Annotated in this window: 15 protein-coding genes and 1 pseudogene; 7 read left to right on the plus strand and 9 right to left on the minus strand. The window is 64.4% G+C overall.

Annotation, left to right across the window (positions count from 1 at the left end; genetic code table 11):
- Window positions 1–42 precede the first annotated feature (42 nt).
- The 3 genes from AC1VON_RS07200 to AC1VON_RS07210 form a co-directional block, all read right to left on the minus strand.
- Window positions 43–1,554, minus strand: a complete 1,512-nt coding sequence (locus AC1VON_RS07200; RefSeq protein WP_483121197.1) for a UxaA family hydrolase — start codon at window positions 1,552–1,554, stop codon at window positions 43–45.
- A gap of 233 nt (window positions 1,555–1,787) precedes the next feature.
- Window positions 1,788–2,117 (minus strand): L-rhamnose mutarotase, encoded by a 330-nt coding sequence (locus AC1VON_RS07205; RefSeq protein WP_483121198.1) that lies wholly within the window; start codon window positions 2,115–2,117, stop codon window positions 1,788–1,790.
- Window positions 2,118–2,141: 24 nt separating this feature from the next.
- A complete protein-coding gene (locus tag AC1VON_RS07210; RefSeq protein ID WP_172347284.1) occupies window positions 2,142–2,816 on the minus strand; it encodes a GntR family transcriptional regulator in 675 nt (224 codons plus the stop codon).
- Between the two features lie 331 nt (window positions 2,817–3,147).
- Between AC1VON_RS07210 and AC1VON_RS07215 the strand changes: the two genes are divergently transcribed.
- The 7 genes and pseudogenes from AC1VON_RS07215 to AC1VON_RS07245 all read left to right on the plus strand — a co-directional run bounded on the left by AC1VON_RS07215 (window position 3,148) and on the right by AC1VON_RS07245 (window position 9,269).
- A complete protein-coding gene (locus tag AC1VON_RS07215) occupies window positions 3,148–4,653 on the plus strand; it encodes a sugar ABC transporter ATP-binding protein (RefSeq protein WP_483121201.1) in 1,506 nt (501 codons plus the stop codon).
- Window positions 4,650–5,648 carry an ABC transporter permease gene (locus AC1VON_RS07220; protein ID WP_483121202.1) on the plus strand — a complete coding sequence of 333 codons (999 nt, stop codon included), beginning with the start codon at window positions 4,650–4,652 and terminating at the stop codon, window positions 5,646–5,648. Before AC1VON_RS07215 ends, AC1VON_RS07220 begins: the two co-directional genes overlap by 4 nt.
- Entirely contained in the window at window positions 5,645–6,643 is a 999-nt protein-coding gene (locus AC1VON_RS07225; protein WP_483121204.1) for an ABC transporter permease, read from the plus strand. Before AC1VON_RS07220 ends, AC1VON_RS07225 begins: the two co-directional genes overlap by 4 nt.
- Window positions 6,640–7,575 (plus strand): sugar ABC transporter substrate-binding protein, encoded by a 936-nt coding sequence (locus AC1VON_RS07230; RefSeq protein WP_483121206.1) that lies wholly within the window; start codon window positions 6,640–6,642, stop codon window positions 7,573–7,575. Before AC1VON_RS07225 ends, AC1VON_RS07230 begins: the two co-directional genes overlap by 4 nt.
- Window positions 7,576–7,958: 383 nt before the next feature.
- Window positions 7,959–8,042, plus strand: a pseudogene (locus AC1VON_RS07235) (acyl-CoA dehydrogenase); the annotation flags it as partial.
- Between the two features lie 61 nt (window positions 8,043–8,103).
- A complete protein-coding gene (msuE, locus tag AC1VON_RS07240; protein ID WP_483121208.1) occupies window positions 8,104–8,664 on the plus strand; it encodes an FMN reductase in 561 nt (186 codons plus the stop codon).
- Between the two features lie 119 nt (window positions 8,665–8,783).
- Window positions 8,784–9,269, plus strand: coding sequence for a hypothetical protein (locus AC1VON_RS07245; protein WP_056569331.1), 486 nt, complete (start codon window positions 8,784–8,786; stop codon window positions 9,267–9,269).
- Between the two features lie 6 nt (window positions 9,270–9,275).
- On the opposite strand, the gene AC1VON_RS07250 is transcribed toward AC1VON_RS07245, so the two are convergent.
- The 6 genes from AC1VON_RS07250 to AC1VON_RS07275 all read right to left on the minus strand — a co-directional run bounded on the left by AC1VON_RS07250 (window position 9,276) and on the right by AC1VON_RS07275 (window position 17,549).
- On the minus strand, window positions 9,276–9,818 hold the full coding sequence (locus AC1VON_RS07250) for a hypothetical protein (RefSeq protein ID WP_483121211.1): 543 nt from the start codon (window positions 9,816–9,818) through the stop codon (window positions 9,276–9,278).
- On the minus strand, window positions 9,811–12,696 hold the full coding sequence (locus tag AC1VON_RS07255; protein ID WP_483121213.1) for a sarcosine oxidase subunit alpha family protein: 2,886 nt from the start codon (window positions 12,694–12,696) through the stop codon (window positions 9,811–9,813). The genes AC1VON_RS07250 and AC1VON_RS07255 overlap by 8 nt, the downstream gene beginning before the upstream one ends.
- Window positions 12,693–12,959, minus strand: a complete 267-nt coding sequence (locus AC1VON_RS07260) for a sarcosine oxidase subunit delta (protein WP_483121215.1) — start codon at window positions 12,957–12,959, stop codon at window positions 12,693–12,695. The genes AC1VON_RS07255 and AC1VON_RS07260 overlap by 4 nt, the downstream gene beginning before the upstream one ends.
- A gap of 20 nt (window positions 12,960–12,979) precedes the next feature.
- The gene (locus tag AC1VON_RS07265) at window positions 12,980–14,233 is read right to left on the minus strand and encodes a sarcosine oxidase subunit beta (protein ID WP_172347276.1); all 1,254 of its coding nucleotides are present in this window, start codon (window positions 14,231–14,233) and stop codon (window positions 12,980–12,982) included.
- Window positions 14,234–14,315: 82 nt separating this feature from the next.
- Window positions 14,316–16,727, minus strand: coding sequence for a GcvT family protein (locus AC1VON_RS07270; RefSeq protein ID WP_483121217.1), 2,412 nt, complete (start codon window positions 16,725–16,727; stop codon window positions 14,316–14,318).
- A gap of 162 nt (window positions 16,728–16,889) precedes the next feature.
- Window positions 16,890–17,549, minus strand: a complete 660-nt coding sequence (locus tag AC1VON_RS07275) for a TetR/AcrR family transcriptional regulator (RefSeq protein ID WP_172347274.1) — start codon at window positions 17,547–17,549, stop codon at window positions 16,890–16,892.
- Window positions 17,550–17,735 lie beyond the last annotated feature (186 nt).

Consider the following 17,735-nt stretch of genomic DNA (forward strand, 5'->3'; position numbering starts at 1 on the left):
TTGAGATGCTGGAGGGCTGCCCGATGAAAGCGGGCGGGATTGCTACATCGTCGCGCCGAGACTCCAGGGCACGAACTCGTTGTCGCCATAACCGAGCGATTCCGACTTGGTGCGCCCGCCCGATGCCACGCGCAGGATCTCGGTGAAGATCTCCTCGCCCTTCTCGGCCAGCGTCACACCGTCCAGTATGTCGCCGCAGTTTATGTCCATGTCCTCGCGCATCTGCTCGAAGATGAAGGAGTTGGAGGCGAGCTTGATCGAAGGCGTCGGCTTGCAGCCGAAGGCCGAGCCGCGTCCCGTGGTGAAGCACAATATGTTGGCGCCGCCGGCAACCTGTCCGGTGGCCGAGACCGGGTCGTAACCCGGCGTATCCATGAAGACGAGGCCGCGCTCGTTGATCGGCTCGGCATATTCCAGCACGGCGCGCAGGTTGGTCGTGCCGCCCTTGGCGGAGGCGCCGAGTGATTTCTCCAGTATGGTCGTCAGCCCGCCCAGCTTGTTGCCGGGAGACGGGTTGTTGTTCATCTCCATGTCGTGCCTGGCGGTATAGTCCTCCCACCAGCGGATGCGCTCGATCAGCTTCTCTCCCACTTCGCGGGTCTCGGCGCGCAAGGTGAGAAGATGCTCCGCGCCATAGATCTCGGGCGTCTCCGAGAGAACGGCCGTCCCGCCCTGCGCGACCAGCAGGTCCACCGCCGCACCAAGCGCCGGGTTGGCGCTGATGCCGGAGTAACCGTCCGACCCGCCGCATTGCAGCGCCAGCACCAGTTCGGAAGCCGGCTGCGGCGTTCTTTCCGCCGCATTCACGGTCGGCAGCATGTCGAGGATCGCCTTGACACCGGCCTCGACGGTCTTGCGGGTGCCGCCGGTCTCCTGGATCGTCATCGTGCGGAAGATGGTGCTCTCCTCGATGTTGTAGGACTGCATCCAGCGCGGGATCTGGAACGCTTCGCAGCCGAGCCCGACCATCAGCACGCCGCCGACATTGGGGTTGGTGGCAAACCCCCATTGCGTGCGTTTCAGGAGATCGTAGGCGGGGCCCTTGGTGTCGATGCCGCAACCTGTGCCGTGGACGAGCGAAATGACGCCGTCGACATTGGGATAGTCGCGCAGGATGCCCGACCGGTTGACCTCTTCCACGATGAAGCGGGCGACGCTGGCCGAGCAGTTCACCGAAGTCAGGACGGCGATGAAATTGCGCGTGCCGACCTTGCCGCTCGGCCTGCGGTAACCCAGGAAGGTGGCGCGTTCGGCCTCTGGAAGAACAGGCGTGTGCCTGGCGTTTGTGCCGAACAGGTAGTCGCGCTCGAAATTGCGCAGATACACATTGTGCTCGTGCACCCAGTCGCCGGCGACGATTGGTTCGCGTGCAAAGCCGATGGTCTGGCCGTATTTCACGATCGGTTCGTCCGAAGCGATGTCGCGCATGGCCATCTTGTGGCCGCGCGGTATCCGTGCCCTGGCGGCGACCTCGCCGGCCCTGTCGCCGACCTTCAACGGGTCGACCGCAAGAAGAATGTTGTCGGCATGCGAAAGCTGGATGAACCGCGTCATTACACAAACTCTGAAGGAAGCTCTCCCCGACGAAGTCAGGGATGAACGATGAGAAATACTAATATAATAGAATGTCAGTGGTCAAGCGGCGGCAGTGACAGCCGCCTTACCGGCGCTGAGGAACCGTCTTGGCGTAGAGGGGAGTGAATTCCACCCGTCCGCCGCGCTCGGATCAATCCCGACTGAAACCGGGCATCTGGCCGGGCAGGCGACCACGCACGATTGGTTCGCGGTCAGTCGAGATGGAAGACTTCTTCCATGGCTGCCCACCATTCTCCGTCGGCGCGGGTCGGCAATGGTTTTTGCATGGGATCGCACAGCTCCCACCATTTGCGCATGGCGGAGGATTCGCCCATTCGTGCGGCATCTTGGGCGAAATCGCTGCCATGATACTCCCAATAGGCGAAAAGCAGGTTCTCGGGCTCACGCAGGAAGATGGAGTAGTTGCGGATGTTGGCACGGCTGATGACTTCGAGCACGCTTGGCCAGACGGCGGCGTGGACGCGCTTGTATTCGGCGATCGCCTCGGCCTTCAGGCCGATGCAAAGTCCCATTCTCCGCATGTGCGGGTCGTCTCCGGTGCGGGTTCAGCCGAGAAGGTCGGCGGCGACTTCGAGCGTGTTGCGGAACGACGTCTCGAGATGGTGCTCCATTGCCTTCGCGGCGCCTTCGGCATCGTGTCGCTTCAGCGCGTCAAGGATGGCCTCGTGCTGCTCGATCGTCTGTTCGCCATAGCCGGGCTTGGGAATAGCGAGATAACGGCCACGATCCATCTGCGCCTTGGAAATGTCGACGGCCCGCCAGATCATTGGCAGGCCACAGATCTCGGCAATGGTACGATGGAAGACGTCGTCGAGCTGGATCGCGGTTGCGTACCTGCCGCGCGATATGGCCAGCCGGTGCGCCGCCATGTTGTCCTCAAGCAGTTCGGCGGCTGCCGGCGTCAGCTTCACGGCCGCACGCCTGGCGCTCTCCATCTCGAGCGCCCGGCGGATCACATAGGCCTCTTCCAGGTCGGCCCGGCTGATCGGCGCGACATAGGTGCCGGTCTGCGCCAGTATCTTGACCAGGCCCTCGTCACTGATGCGCTTGACCGCTTCCCGAACCGGCGTCCGTGAAACACCGAGTGCCTCCGCGATGGCCACCTCGTTGATAACTTCCCCCGGCTTCATCTGTCCGACGACGATCAGATTACGGATCTTCTGATAGATCTGATCGCGAAGCGGCAGAGCCCGATTGAGGGTCGAAGGGTCCAGGTCCATGGCAAATCCGTAGCTTCGTTCACCAGAAGTGATCAGATTATATTAGAATGTAGATTGGAATGCACCCAATGCGCGTGGCGATCTCTGCCGGCAATGGAGCGGTTCCAGTTCATCGGAATCCAGCTTGTCAGAACTGTTATATTAGTGCAATAGTCCGGCATCCGCAGTGAGGAATTCGATCCGCAGACGAAGGCCTGAACCAATTCGCACGCCGGGAGGTGAGCATTCAGGTCGGAGGAGGTTCGCGTTCCAATGGGGTATTATACTAAAATAACGCAACACCCGATGCCGAGGACAACGGGATAGGCCGCCAGGGAGGAACCTGCCAGACATGAGTGCCGTCGCCGCCGACTTCGCCTTGGACATGAAAGGCATCAGCAAGACGTTTCCGGGCGTGAAGGCTCTGTCCAGCGTCAATTTCGCTGTCAGGTTCGGCACCGTCCATGCTGTTGTGGGCGAAAACGGCGCCGGCAAGTCGACGCTGATGAAGGTGCTCAACGGCTCCTACGCACCCACTAGCGGCACCATCAAGGTCGGCGGTGCCGAGGTGCGCATGCGCCGGCCGGCCGACGCCCAGGCGCTCGGCATCCGCATGGTGCATCAGGAGATCAATCTGGTTCCGGATCTGACGGTCGCGGAAAACGTCTATCTGGGCCGAATGCCCGGCAAATGGAGTCTTCTGCGGAAGGGCGAGATGGTCAGGAAGGCCGCCGCCGTCCTCGACGAGCTGGGAGCGGCCATCAACCCGCGCGAACGGCTCGGCAATTTGTCGATCAGCCAGCAGCAGCTCGTCGAGATCGCCAAGGCCTACGCGGCCCAGCCCCGGATCATCGTCCTGGACGAGCCGACATCGAGCCTCAGCGAGCATGAGACGGCGGCACTGTTCCGGATCCTGCGCAAGATGCGCGACGACGGCATCGCCATCATCTACATCAGTCACAGGCTGAAGGAGGTGCTCGAGATCGCCGACGAGGTGACCGTGCTGCGCGACGGCTCGATGATCGAGACCCGTCCGATCCAAGGCATAAACGCCGCCCAGATGATCAGGCTGATGGTGGGCCGCGAGGTCAGCAACGTCTTCCCCAAAAGCCCGGCCGAGATTGGCAGGTCCGTGCTGCGCGTCGAGCGCATCAGCGACGGCAAGCACTTCCGCGATATCAGCTTCGATGTGCGAGCCGGCGAGATACTGGGCCTGACCGGCCTGGTCGGCGCCGGCCGCACCGAGGTGGCGCGCGCCATCTTCGGCCTGTCGCGGCTGGTCGAAGGCACGGTCAGCGTCAACGGCCGCAAGGTCTCGATCAATTCCCCGTCCCAGGCGGTCAGGGCCGGGATTGCCTATGTTCCGGAAGACCGCAAGGGCGACGGCATCGTGCCGGGCATGTCGATCCGGGAAAATATCAGCCTGCCCATACTGCGTCGCCTCAGCCGTTTCGGGCGCATCAGGCGCGGTGCCGATCGCGCGCTGGCGGCGGACTATGTGAAGCAGTTTTCCATTTCGCCGCCCGACGGCGAACGCCGCATCAATCTCCTGTCAGGCGGCAACCAGCAGAAGGCGGTGATCGCCAAATGGCTTGCCGCCAAGCCGTCGGCGCTGATCCTCGACGAGCCGACGCGCGGCGTCGATGTCGGCGCCAAGGCCGAGATCCATCACATCATCGGCCAACTCGTCGCCGGCGGCATGGCGGTGGTCATGATCTCCTCGGAACTGCCCGAAATCCTCGGCGTCTGCGACCGCGTCGTGGTGATGCGCGACGGGCACGCTTCCGAACCGCTGATGCGGGCCGACCTCAGCGAGGAACGCATCATGGCGCTGGCGACCGGGGAGGAAATGGCGTGACCGACGCGGCCATGGAGATCAGCGGCGTGACCCGCAACGAGCGTTTTACGCGCGGCGGCAGGCTTGTCGACGCCCTGTCGAAGGCAGGGCTCGCCTTCGCCATCCTCGCCGTTCTGCTCTACGGCTCCTTTGTCAGCCCTGCCTTTTTCACCACAGGCAATCTGCTCAATGTCCTGACCTCGATGTCCATCGTCGGCATCGTCGTCGTCGGCATGACCTTTGTGCTGGTGGTCGGCGGCCTGGCCGATCTGTCGGTGCCGGCAACGATCGCCTGCGGCGCCATCCTGTCGCTCGGGCTGCAGCCGCTGATCGGGCCGCTGCCCGCCTTCGTTCTGGCGGTCGGCCTCGCCGGCCTGATCGGCCTGCTCAACGGCGTGCTGGTCGGCTATGTCGGCATCAATCCCATCATCGCCACGCTCGGCATCGGCACCATTGGCCTGGGCATCGTCCAGGCGGCGGTCGGCGGGGTCATCGTCTACGGCAGCAACCCGGCCTCGGCCGAATTCGCCAAGGGCCGCCTGTTCGGCATTCCGGTCGTGGTGCTGATCTTCCTGGCCATCGCCCTCATCGGCCATTTCGTCCTGTCGCGTTCCGTCTGGGGCCGGTGGACGCTCGCCACCGGCGGTAATTACAAAGCCGCAGAGGCAAGCGCCGTTCCCGTGCAGGCGGTGAAGGCCGGCGCCTTCGTCATCACGGCGCTCGCCTCCGGCATCAGCGGCGGCCTGCTCGGGCTGACGTTGCAAAGCGCGCGGCCGCTCATCGGGGCTGGCTATGAATTCAGCGCCATCACCGCGGTGGTGGTCGGCGGTGTGTCGATCATCGGCGGTTTCGGCTCCGTGCCGCGGGCGATCGCCGGCCTCATCTTCGTACAGCTTCTGACCAATGTCATGGTTCTCGACGGCGTGCGCACGCCGATCCAGGGCTTTGTGCTCGGCATCCTGATCGTCGGCGCCGTCGGCATGGATGCCGCGTTGCGCAAGCGAGGGGTGGCATGATGCGGCTGCTGACGCTTGCCTCGCGGCATCGGGTCGTGATCATCCTCGGCCTGACGCTCGTCATCTCGGCGCTGGTGGTTCCCGGTTACTTCTCCGCCTCGACCCTCGGCTTAGGCCTCGACCGCGCGGCGACGATCGGCCTGATCGCCATCGGCCTGACGGTGCTGTTGATATCGGGCCAGATCGATCTCTCCGGCGGCGCCGTGTTCGCGCTGGCCGGCATCGTATCGGTTATCCTCCAACGCGAGATCGGCATCCTCCCAGCCGTGATCGCCGGCGTCCTGGTAGGCACGCTGGCCGGCGCCATCAACGGCGCGCTGGTCGTCGGCCTGAAGGTGAATTCGCTTGTCCTGACGCTGGCGACGATGCTGATCTTCCGTTCGCTCGCGCACTGGATCACCAACAGCCAGCCGGTGACAGGCACCGACATCATGCTCTCGCTGGCGCTGGCCAAGATCTATCTCGATGTCTTCACCATTCGCAGCGCCCTGTTCATCATCCTGATCGTGCTGCTGCATTTCTGGCTGACGCGCACCATTCCGGGCCGCAATGTCTTTGCCGTCGGCTCCAATCCGGCGGCCGCCAAGGAAAGCGGCGTTGCTTCGGACCGCGTCGTCTTTCTCGGCTTCGTCTTCGCCGGCACGCTCGCCGGCCTGGCCGGGGTTCTGCAGAGCCTCGTCACCAACACCGGTTCGCCCGTCTTCGGCTCGGAACTGACGGTTGCCGTCATCGCCGCCGTCGTCGTCGGCGGAACCCGCCTCGAAGGCGGCAGGGGATCCGCGCTCGGCACGCTCGGCGGCGTGCTGACCATCGGCTCGCTGACCATCGCGATGGAGTTCCAGTCCGTTCCCGCATACGTCCAGCAGGTCGTATCGGGGCTCATCCTGATCCTGCTCGTCGTGCTCGATCGGGCCGTTACCACCAAGGGGAGGGCTCCGGGCACGCGCCCCGCGCTCATTCGCGACAATCCAATCACTCAAGGAGGAAAAACATGATCGGCAAGACAAGCATGCTCCAGATCGCCGCCATCGCGGTGCTGGCATCGACAGGCTGGGCCAGTGCCAAGACGGTTTGCTATGTGACGGCGGCGGATTCGCATGCCTATGCCACGCCAGCCAACAAGGCGCTTGAAGCCCGTGCCAAGGAGCTCGACATCGAGATCCTGAGCCTTAGCCAGGATTTCGACGTCCAGAAGGGCACCGAGCAGCTAAACACCTGCGTGGCGCGCAAGGTCGACGGCATCATCCTGTGGCCGCTCGATCCGCAGGCCTACATACCGGGCCTCGCCCGCGCACAGCAGGCCAACATTCCGGCGATCCTCATCAATTCGCCGATGAGCGACGATGCCAAGCCGTTCATCAAGTCCTTCACCGGGCCTGACGTCTACGAGGAAGGCAAGCTCGCCGCGGATTCGCTCAGCAAGGCGCTGGGGGGCAAGGGCTCCGTCGTCATCATCGCCGGCCAGGCCGGCAACGGTACCACGATCGGCCGCGTGACCGGCTTCACCGACCGCCTCAAGGAAACCAACGCCGATATCAAGGTGCTCGACACGGTCAACGCCGACTTCGACCAGCAGAAGGCGCTGGTGGTGAGCCGCGACCTGATCACCCGCTTCGGCGACCAGATCAGTGGCGTCTACGCCAATGACGACACCATGGCGCGCGGCTTCATCGACGCCTGGAAGGAGGCCAACCCCTCCAAGGCGGCACCGCCGATCGTCGGCATCAACGGCCAGAAGGACGCATTCGAGTCGATCCGCAGCAATGAGATGTATTCGACCATCGTCCAGTCGCCGGTCGAGGACGGCCGCCTGGCCATCAACACGATGGCGCAGATCATCGACGGCAAGGAGGTCAAGGACCGGCTGCCGATCCCGCTCACCGTCGTCACCAAGGATAATGTCAATTCGGTCGAACCGGCATTCTGATCATCGAAGCCGGCCCGGTTCAGCCGGGCCGGCCCTCGGCCGACTCCGCCCTTATGGTCTGAAGAGAAAAAACTAATCGTGGGCAACGATTTGGAATAAACTAACTCTACAGAATTTATAGAATAAGCAATCTGCATCGGCGATCTGTTTTCTGGACAGGACCACGCCATGCCAGCCCTTCTGCGCCCGCTTTCAACGCCGTCAGGTATAGCCCGCCGCTGGATCGCGGGAGGCCGGCCATGACCACGGACGTTTCCGATCGCATCAAGGTTCTCCGCTTCCCGCCGACACTTGGCGACAGCCATTTTCCCATCACGACCGAAGGCGGCAGGACCGTCGACCTCCCCTGTCTGATACAGGTGGCGAAAGCCGCCGACATGCGGCACGATCCGGTGCGATGGAAGTACTCGATCCTCGGAAAATATATCCCCAATGGCGAAATTCCGCCGCTGCACGCCTGGAGCTGATTTCCACCGGCGGGCGGGCGGCCCGCACAGCAAAACTTCGACCATCAAGAGGCCCACTGCCATGTCAAACCCAACAGTCGTCGGCTTTTCCGGCAACATCACCCGGCCGTCAAAGACGCGCGCCTTCGTCGATCTGGTCACCAGGGACATCGCCGCGCGCCATGGCCTGTCGGCGAGCACCTATGACATCGAGGATGTCGGCCCATCGCTGGGTACGGCAAGGTGGGCGCGCGACCTCGACGGCCAGGCTCAACCGATCCTGGCCCAGATCCTCGCGGCTGATGTGCTCGTGGTCGGTTCGCCGACCTACAAGGGCAGCTACACCGGCCTGTTCAAGCACTTCTTCGACCTGATCGATCCGGCAGCGCTCCGGGGCAAGCCCATCGTGTTGACCGCGACCGGCGGTGGCGAGCGTCATGCCCTGATCGTCGAGCATCAGCTGCGGCCGCTGTTCGGCTTCTTCGAGGCCTTTGCCCTGCCGACCGCCGTCTATGCCACCGACAAGGATTTCACCGACGGCGTGCTGCGCTCAGAGGCCATCCTGAAGCGCGCGGCGCAGGCGGTCGACGAGGTCGGCTTCGTGCTCGCCAACCGCTCGGCCGGCAGGATCGCCGCCGAATAGCCAGCCGCGAAGAGGATTGCGCCAAGGTCGAAATCCGCACGGGCGGTACCGCCGCTTACGTGCAATTTACGACCGCCCGCTACAAAGTTCCTGTCTGATTCGCCCGGGACAGGAACACCATGAGCAAAGCCCTCACGACCTTCGCACTCGTCGCGGTGCTGACCGCCTTGCTGATGGCGTTGAGCCTGGCGGTGGCACGGCACGGCTATCCCTATGGTGCGATCGGCGTCAGGCGCCTCGACGGCATCGCCGATGCCGGGACGTTCATTCCGCTGGCTGCCGTCTACTTCTTCAGCGCGCTGTTGATGATGATCCTGCCGATCCGCGCCGCCAGCATCGTTCTCACCCATGCCGCCGACGCGATCTTCTGGACGGTGATCGTGCTGTTTGCCACCATCGTAGGCGGCCTTCTCGCCAGATGGGCTTTCGGTCAGGGCAGCGCCTTGTGGGCGCTGCTGAACTGGCGGTTCCTGTTTGCCGTGGCGGTTGTCGGCTGCCACTTCGTCATGAACGAGTTGCGCCGCAACGTGCTGTTGCGCAGCCTGTTCTTCGTGGTCTTCGCCGCCGCGACGCTGGCCTGCCTGTTCTGGTCGTTCACGCTCTGAGCGTGATCATGGCCGGCTGGTTTTCGCCGCGATGTGGCCGGTAGCCTGCTCCATCCACGTCCAGAGATAGGCCGCGAGACCGCGGTCGACATGGATGCGCAGCTTGCTTTCATGGCGATAGACGATGGCGCTGATGCCGGCAAAGGACAGTGCCGCACTGGTGCTCGGTTGTCCGGGATCGAGCGCCGTTCCACGGGCGATGAAAGCATCAAGCGCCGCGCCCTCTGCCTCGAACGCCTGTAGCCCGGCGCTGATCTCCGTCACCGCGAACCCCTGGCTGCACCACCCCGTGGCCATGCCGATGGGCGTGGCCGACACGGCAAGCAATCGGTCGCGTGCCAGACGAACCGAATAGCGTGCGCCCTCGGCCAGGCCGAACGCACCGACGGCCGTTCCATCGAAGCCGGATGCCTCGGCCCATGCAGCAAGGTCGCCGCTGACCAGACGTTGGTGCAGCCCGGCAACCGCGCCTATCCTGAGCCCCGGCACCTCGATCGTGGCGTTCTGCCAGTCAGGTGCGACCGACCATTTTTCCGCGAGATCACGCATGGAGCCGCTCTCCCGCCGGGTCGAAGGCGCAAGGCGCGGCAATCGTTGCCGTCCGAACCTTGCCGAGATGCTGGATTTCGATCGCCTCGCCGTGGCGGACCGCGCCGCGCTCGATCAGGCCAAGCGCGATGGGACGGCCAAGCGTCGGGCTCTGGTAGCTCGAGGTGACGAAGCCCTGGCTGTACAGTCTGCCGTCGCTCCGCTTGATGCCGTGGGCGCCAGTTGGTAGCGGCGCCTCGCCAGACGGCACCGCCAGGCCGACAAGCTGCAGGCGGTTGTTTCGCGATGCCTCCTCGGTGAACAGCGAGCGGCGGCCGACATATTCGGTCTGGCGTTTGGTGCGGGGCGCTTCGCTGCCGAGGTCGTGGGGCAGCGTCGTGCCGTCGGTGTCCTTGCCGATGACGATAAAGCCTTTCTCGGCGCGCAGGATCATCAGCGCTTCGAGGCCGATGACGACAGCGTCGAACACCTGGCCGGCCTGACGCAGATGCGCCCATAGAGGCTCGGCACGATCTGCGCGGATGGAGACCTCGTAGCTCCTGTCGCCGGTGAAGCTGACGCGGGCGACGCGGACCTCGTCGCCGCCATAGCTGCCGTGACCGATCGCCATATGCGGCAGGTCGGCCTCGTCGAGCGAGAGGCCGAGCTCCAGTTTTTCGAGCAGCTTGCGGGCGTTTGGCCCCGAAACGGTCAGCGTCGCCATGTCCGATGTGGCGTTGTGGATATAGACCGCGTCGCGGCCAAATCGGTCCTGGCGCCACTCTTCCAGCCGCGCATGCACGGCAGCGACATGCGAGGATGAACACGACACGACGAAGCGATGCTCGTCCAACCGAACCAGCACGCCATCATCGAAGACCACGCCGTTCTCCGACAGCATGAAGCCATAGCGGCAGCGGCCCGGCTTCAGCGTCGACATGGTGTTGTAGTAGAGGAAATCGACGAACGCGGCCGCCTTGGGGCCGATCACCTCGATCTTGCCCAGCGTCGAACCGTCGAACAGCGCGACCGATTGGCGCGCGCGCAACGCCTCGTCCTGGATGGCGCGATCCGCGTCAGCGCCGCGGCCGCCATAATGGGCCGGCCGCAGCCAGCCGCCATATTCCTGGAAGACGGCGCCGCCGGCGCGATGCATGGTCTCCAGCGGCAGCCTGCGCACCGGTGCCATCAGTTCGCCGACGCGCGCGCCGGCAAAGCTTGCCTGCGGCACCGGCGTGAAGGGCGGACGGTAGGTGGTGGTGCCGACTTCCGGCACGGTGCGGCCGGTGATGCCGGCCATCAGCGCCAAGCCGGGCAGGTTGGAGGTCTTGCCCTGGTCGGTCGCCATGCCGAGCGTGGTGTAGCGTTTCAGATGCTCGACCGAGACGAAGTTTTCGCGCGCCGCCAGTTCGACGTCCTTTACCGTCACGTCGTTCTGGTAGTCGATCCAGATGCGCCCTTTCGAACCGGGCACCGGCCAGGCGGCCGCAACGCCGCCCGTCGCTTCCGGACCCGTGCTGCGCGGCACGGCTGCTTTCGTCTGGCCGAGCAAGCCAACAGCTTTCTCCGAGCCGGCGAACACCTCCAACAAGGAGACCGCGCCAGCCGCGGCGCCGACGACTGAAATGCCGTCGACAGGATCGCCCGGCAGGAAGGCGGCGCGTGCGTCGCTCCAGGCCAGCCTGCCCTTGGCCTGGCCGAAGAGATGAATGGTCGGCGTCCAGCCGCCCGAGACCAGCACGCAATCGGCATCGAGCCTGGTGCCGTCATCCAGCGTCACGCCCTCGACGCGCAGTTTGCCCCTGGCGGAAGCAAGCGCGCTCCCTTTGACCAGCCGCACCTTGGCCGGTGCGTCGGGCATGCCGTCACGCCTGATGTCGACGAGCGTGACTTCGGCGCCGGCCTCGGCCAGCGCTGCCGCGACCTCGTAAGCGCTGTCATTGTTGGTGGCGGCGGCGATGCGCCGCCCAACCAGCACCGCATGGCGCCTGAGATAGGCAAGTGCCGCGTCCGCCGACAGGATGCCCGGAAGGTCGTTGTTGGCAAAGGGCAGTGGCCGTTCGATGGCGCCGGTCGCCAGCACGATCTGGCGCGGCCGAACCCGCCACAGCGTGTCGTGCCGGCCATCGAAATGACGCTGGTTCAGACCGACCAGATTGTGGTCGTAAATGCCGAAGGCGGTGGTCGCTGTCAGGATCAGGTGACCGCCCGCGCCAAGTTCCGCAACCGTCTCGTCGATCCACACGGAAGCCGGCTTGCCGTCGATCTCGCCGGCGCGGTGGCCAAGTGATCCTCCCGGCGTCCGCTGGTCGTCGACCAGCGTGACGGAGAGGCCAGCGCCTGACGCCAGCCTTGCCGCTGCCAATCCGGCCGGTCCCGCGCCGACCACCAGCACGTCACAATGGTGGTTGATCTGGTCAGCCGTGCCCGGCGACGCCCAGTCGGTGTCGACCTTGCCCAGTCCGGCCATGGCGCGGATGCGCGGCTCGAACATGTGCCAGTCCGGCCACATGAAGGTCTTGTAGTAAAACGCCGCCGGAATGAAGCGCGAGAAGCGGTCGAGAAAGGCGTTGCGGTCGGCCAGCGCGCTGGGCGTCGCGTTGACGCTTTTCGCCACCAGCCCGTCGCGTGCCGGCTCGGTCGTGGCGCGCGTGTTCGGCGTCGCCTGTGGGCCGCCGATGTCGACCAGCGCGTTTGGCTCCTCGACGCCGGCGCCCCAGATGCCGCGCGGCCGGTGATATTTGAAGCTGCGGCCGACGACCGCGACATCGCCGGCCAGCAGCGCCGAGGCGATGGTGTCGCCGGCAAAGCCGTCCACGGTTGCGCCATCGAAGCTGAATCGGATTGGGCGCGAGCGGTCGATGGCGCTGCCGCCGGTGGCGAGGCGCGAGGCGGTCACGTCGCGTGCTCCCCGCCAAGGGCGGTCGAGGACACCACCTTGTGCGTGACCGTGTCACGTTCCATGACGAAGAACTCGCCGCAATTCATGTGCACCCAGATTTCGCGTGCCGCTCCCTTCGGGTTGCCGCGCAGATAGAGGTAATTTGCCCAGCGCTCGATCGGCACGTCGGCGCCATCCGGCCTGGCATTGCCGGCATCACCGCCATAGTGGAATTCGGTCTCGTCGCGCGGGCCGCAGAACGGGCAAGGGAAGAGCTGCATGATGGCCTCTGGTCTTTGTCTCAGTGCGCGATGCCGGAGCCGGCCGCTTCGTCGATCAGCCGCCCGCTGGCGAAACGATCGAGATCGAAGGGACGGCTGATATCATTGTGCTTGCCCGTGGCCAGCAGGTTTGCCAGCAGCGTGCCGCCGGCGGGAATGGCCTTGAAGCCGCCAGTGCCCCAGCCGCAATTGAGGAACAAATTGGGCAGCGGCGAGGGACCGATGATCGGTGAGGAATCCGGCACGACGTCGACAATGCCGGCCCATTGCCGCATCAGCTTCAACTGGCCGAAGATCGGGAACATCTCCAGCAGTCCGGCAATGACGGTTTCCAGCGTCGGCAAATTGCCGCGCTGCGCATAGGAGGGGATGCGGTCGAGCCCGCCGCCAATGACGATCTCGCCCTTGTCCGATTGGCTGACATAGACGCCGCAGCCGGGCGACAGCACCACCGTGTCGAGGATCGGCTTCACCGGTTCGGAAACGCAGGCCTGCAGGGCGTAGGAATTGATCGGCAGCCGGAAACCGGCCTTGGCCGCCAGCACCGAGGAATGGCCGGCCACAGCCATGCCGACGCGCTCGGTGCGGATCGCGCCGCGCGTCGTCTGGACGCCGCGGCAGCGGCCGCCCTCGACGATGAAATCGGTGATCTCGCAATTCTGGATGATATCGACGCCGAGCCGGTTCGCCGCCCGGGCATAGCCCCAGGCGACGGCGTCGTGGCGGGCGGTGCCTGCGCGGCCCTGCCAGATGCCGCCGAACACGGGAAAGCGCGCATCCGGAGAAAAATTGTAGATCGGCGCCACGCGCCGCACATCCTCCGGTGAAAACAGCTCCGCATCGATGCCGTTGATCTGCATGGCGTTGACGGTGCGGGCGCCGATCTCCATTTCGGCGGTCGAATGGCAGAGATTGACCATGCCGCGCTGCGACAGCATGACGTTGTAGTTCAGGTCCTTTGACAGGCCTTCATAGAGCCGGTGCGCCAGCCCGTAGAGCTCGACGCTTTCCGGATAATAGTAATTGGATCGTACCACCGTGGTGTTGCGGCCGGTGTTGCCACCGCCGATCCAGCCTTTCTCCAACACGGCCACCCGGGCGATGCCGTGATTCTTGGCAAGGTAATAGGCCGTCGCCAGCCCATGGCCGCCGCCGCCGATGACGACCGCGTCATAGGATGGTTTCGGCTCGGGTGAGCGCCAGGCCTGCCTCCAGCCGGTCTGGCCGACCAGGCCTTCCTTGAACAGCGACAGAGCGGAATAGCGTCTGGTCATGGCGTGCCGGACAGGCCTGATTTCAGGGAGCGAGCGTGGATCATGGCATGGTCTTCAGCATGGATGGCACCGGTTCGATCGGTCATGCCCGCATCGCTTTGCCCAGTGGATCGTAAGGCGACGAAGCGATGACGCGCGCACCTCTTTCGACGCCGACGATATGGGTTGTCAACTCAGTATCGACATCGGTGGCATCGCCATCGACAAGCGCCATGGCGAGGCTCTTGCCGACCGTATGGCCATAGCCGCCGGAAGTGACGAAGCCGGTAAGCTTGCCTCCGCTCCAGACCGGTTCGTAGCCGCTGGCGTCCGCATCCGCGGCATCGATCTCGAGCGTCACCAGCGTGCGCCTGGCGCCGGCCTTCTGCTCTTTCAGCGCCGCTTCGCGGCCGATGAAATCGCCCTTGTCGAAAGCGATCCAGCGGTCCATGCCGGTCTCGGCCGGTGTGTAATCCTGCGTGAACTCACGCGACCAGATGCCAAAACTCTTTTCGAGCCGCAGCGAATTGACCGCGCCGAAGCCGTATTCGGTTACGCCGAGGTCGCTGCCTGCCGCAAGCAGCGCCCGGCGCAGCCCCGCATGCTCATTGGCCTGGCAATGGATTTCGTAGCCGAGTTCGCCGATGACCGAGAGCCGCCCGACCTTGGCACGAACCAGGCCGACATCCAGCATCTTGCAGGTGAGGAAACCGAAGGCCTGATGCGAGACATCCTGGTGCGTCAGCCGTTCGAGCAGGCGGCGCGCATTGGGGCCGGCGAGCGAAAAGCCGACGACCGCGTCCGAAATGTCGCGTACGGCCACGCCCTCGCCGAGATGCTGTTCGAACCAGCGCATGTGCCATTGGCGCAGATAGTAGGACCCCATGATCCACCAGCTGCCGTCACCCCAGTTGAAAACGGTGAGGTCGCCTTTGAGCTTGCCGTTTTCGCCCAGCATCGTCGCGAGTTTCGCGCGGCCAGGCTTGGGAAGGGCGCAGGCAAGCAACCGGTCGAGCCAGGCTTCCGCTTGCGGTCCGGTGACCTCGTAGCGCGAGAAGGCGGTGATATCGAGCAGGCCGACGCCTTCGCGTACCTTGCGGCATTCCCGGGCGACGATGTCGAAGGCATTGGAGCGCTTCAGCGTCGGTGTTTCGACGAAACCTTGCGGGGCGAAATAGAGCGGCACTTCCATGCCCCAGGAATTGCCCCAGCGCGCGCCGGCCGCATCCATGGCGTCATGCGCGCCTGCTGTCTTCAACGGCCGCCCCGCAGGCAATTGCTCATTGGGATAGCTCATGACGAAGCGGCGCGAATAGAACTGCCCGGTCGTCTGCTTGATGTATTCGCGGTTGGAGGCGAAATCGCCGTAGCGGGCGATGTCCATGCCGTAGACGTCGGCTTCCGGTTCGCCATGGATCATCCACTCGGCCAGCGACTTGCCGACGCCGCCGCCTTGCAGGAAGCCGGCCATGACACCGCAGGCCACCCAGTAGTTGGGAACACCGCGCACCGGGCCGACCAGCGGATTACCGTCCGGCGAGAAGGTGAAGGCGCCGTTCACCCAGCGCTTGATGCCGGCTGTCTCCAGGCAGGGATAGCGGCTGAAGCCGAGCGCCAGTTCGTTGGCGATGCGGTCGGTGTCCTCCTGGATCAGCTCGATGCCGTAATCCCAGGGTGCCCCGTCCATGTTCCAGTGCTTGTGGTTGATCTCGTAGATGCCGAGCAGCAGCCCCTTCTGCTCCTGGCGCATATAGGTGAAGCCCTCGAGGTCGACGATCAGCGGCAATTCCCGGCCGAGCGCCTGGATCTCGGGCAGCGCTTCGGTGACGAGATAGTGATGCTCCATTGGCGAAACCGGCAGATCGATGCCGGCCATCCGGCCGACCTGCTTGGCCCACAATCCGCCGGCGTTGACGACGTGCTCGGCAATGAGAGTGCCTTTCTCGGTAACCACGTCCCAGCTGCCATCGGCGCGACGATTGAGCTCCAGAACGCGGTTGTGCTCGATGATGTCGGCACCGCGCTTCCTCGCTGCCTTGGCATAGGCGTGGACGACTCCCGAGGGGTCGATATGGCCTTCGCGTGCCGCATAAAGGCCGCCCAGCATGCCGTCGGTATTGAGGATCGGGCAGCGTTGCTTGATCTCGTCGACGCCGACCAGATGGACATCGTTTATGCCCATGGTCTGGAAGATGCGGTAGGAAGCCTTCAGCCATTCCCAGCGTTCCGGCGCCGAGGCAACCGAGATGCCGCCGGTCATGTGCATGCCGATGCTCTGGCCCGATTCTTTTTCGACCTCCGACAGCAGGTCGATCGTATAGGCCTGCAGCGCGGCGATGTTGGGGTCGGCGTTCAGCGCGTGGAAGCCGCCGGCCGCGTGCCAGCTCGACCCGGCTGTCAGCACCTCGCGTTCGATCAGTGCGACATCACTCCAGCCGAACTTAGCCAAGTGATAGAGCACCGAGGCTCCAACCACGCCGCCGCCAATAACGATCGCCCTGTATTGGGATTTCATCCTGCCGCACTCCACCTGTATGGCGGCGCACCCTATCGGCATTGTACATATGTGTCTAGTGCGTTGCAGCCTTTAGCCCGGAGGGGGCGTGCTGTCCATGGGGTGGGCGCGAGGTGCGTGTCGTCAAGAAGGCTTCAGGGCCCCGCGGCCATGGTTGCGCGCCTACCGTTTGCCGGAAAGCGTCTTCTCGACATAGCGCGCGAAGTCCTCGACATCTTCCGCCGGAGGCTCCTGGCCGGTGAAGCTGCGCAGATAGGAAGCGACGTGGGTAAGGCGGGTGCTCATCGGTTCGTTGAGTTCGAGCGAGTAATAGCCGATCTGCATGAAATAGAGGACGCGGGCCCGCACGAATGCGTCTTCTTCCTCGTAGCCATGGCGCTTGAACATGTCGCGTATGGCATTGACACGCTCTTCGTCGGCCTCATCGAGCGCGCGCCGGATTGCGGGCGAGCGGCGGGCCCAGGCCCTGATCGCGAAGTCCAGCCGGGGGTCGAACAGCTTTTCATCCACCCAGCATTCGAAAATGCTCATCACCCCACGAATGACGGTCGCCGAGGGCCGCGAGGCGCGTTCGACGATGAACCTGGTGTTGGTCTGCCGCCAGTAGCCCAGCAATTGATCGAGCAGATCCTGCCGGCTCTTGAAATACCAGTAGAAGCTGGAGCGCGAGACGTCGAGCTGCTGGCCAAGCGTCAGCACGCGGACGCGTTCGACACCGTCCGAGATCAGTGTTTCAAGCGCCAGCTTCAGCCAGTCTTCACGAGTGGCCTTGATGTTGCCGGTGGCGCCGGCGCGCTGGATCGTCGTTTCGATTGCTGCCATCAGCATGACGCATGACATGCCGGATCAGGCAAATCAAGCTCGTGGACACTTATGTACAGGGCAATTCGTTTGAGCCGCGATGACATCTGGCCGATGTCAGCCGGATTGCGGGTTCATGGGTGCCGGCCCCTGCCGTCCCATCAAGGCCAGGGATAGGCCCGGGGATTTTTGTCGCGGCGGCTCGGC

It is taken from the genome of Mesorhizobium sp. HAY1-8B (genome assembly GCF_056868045.1).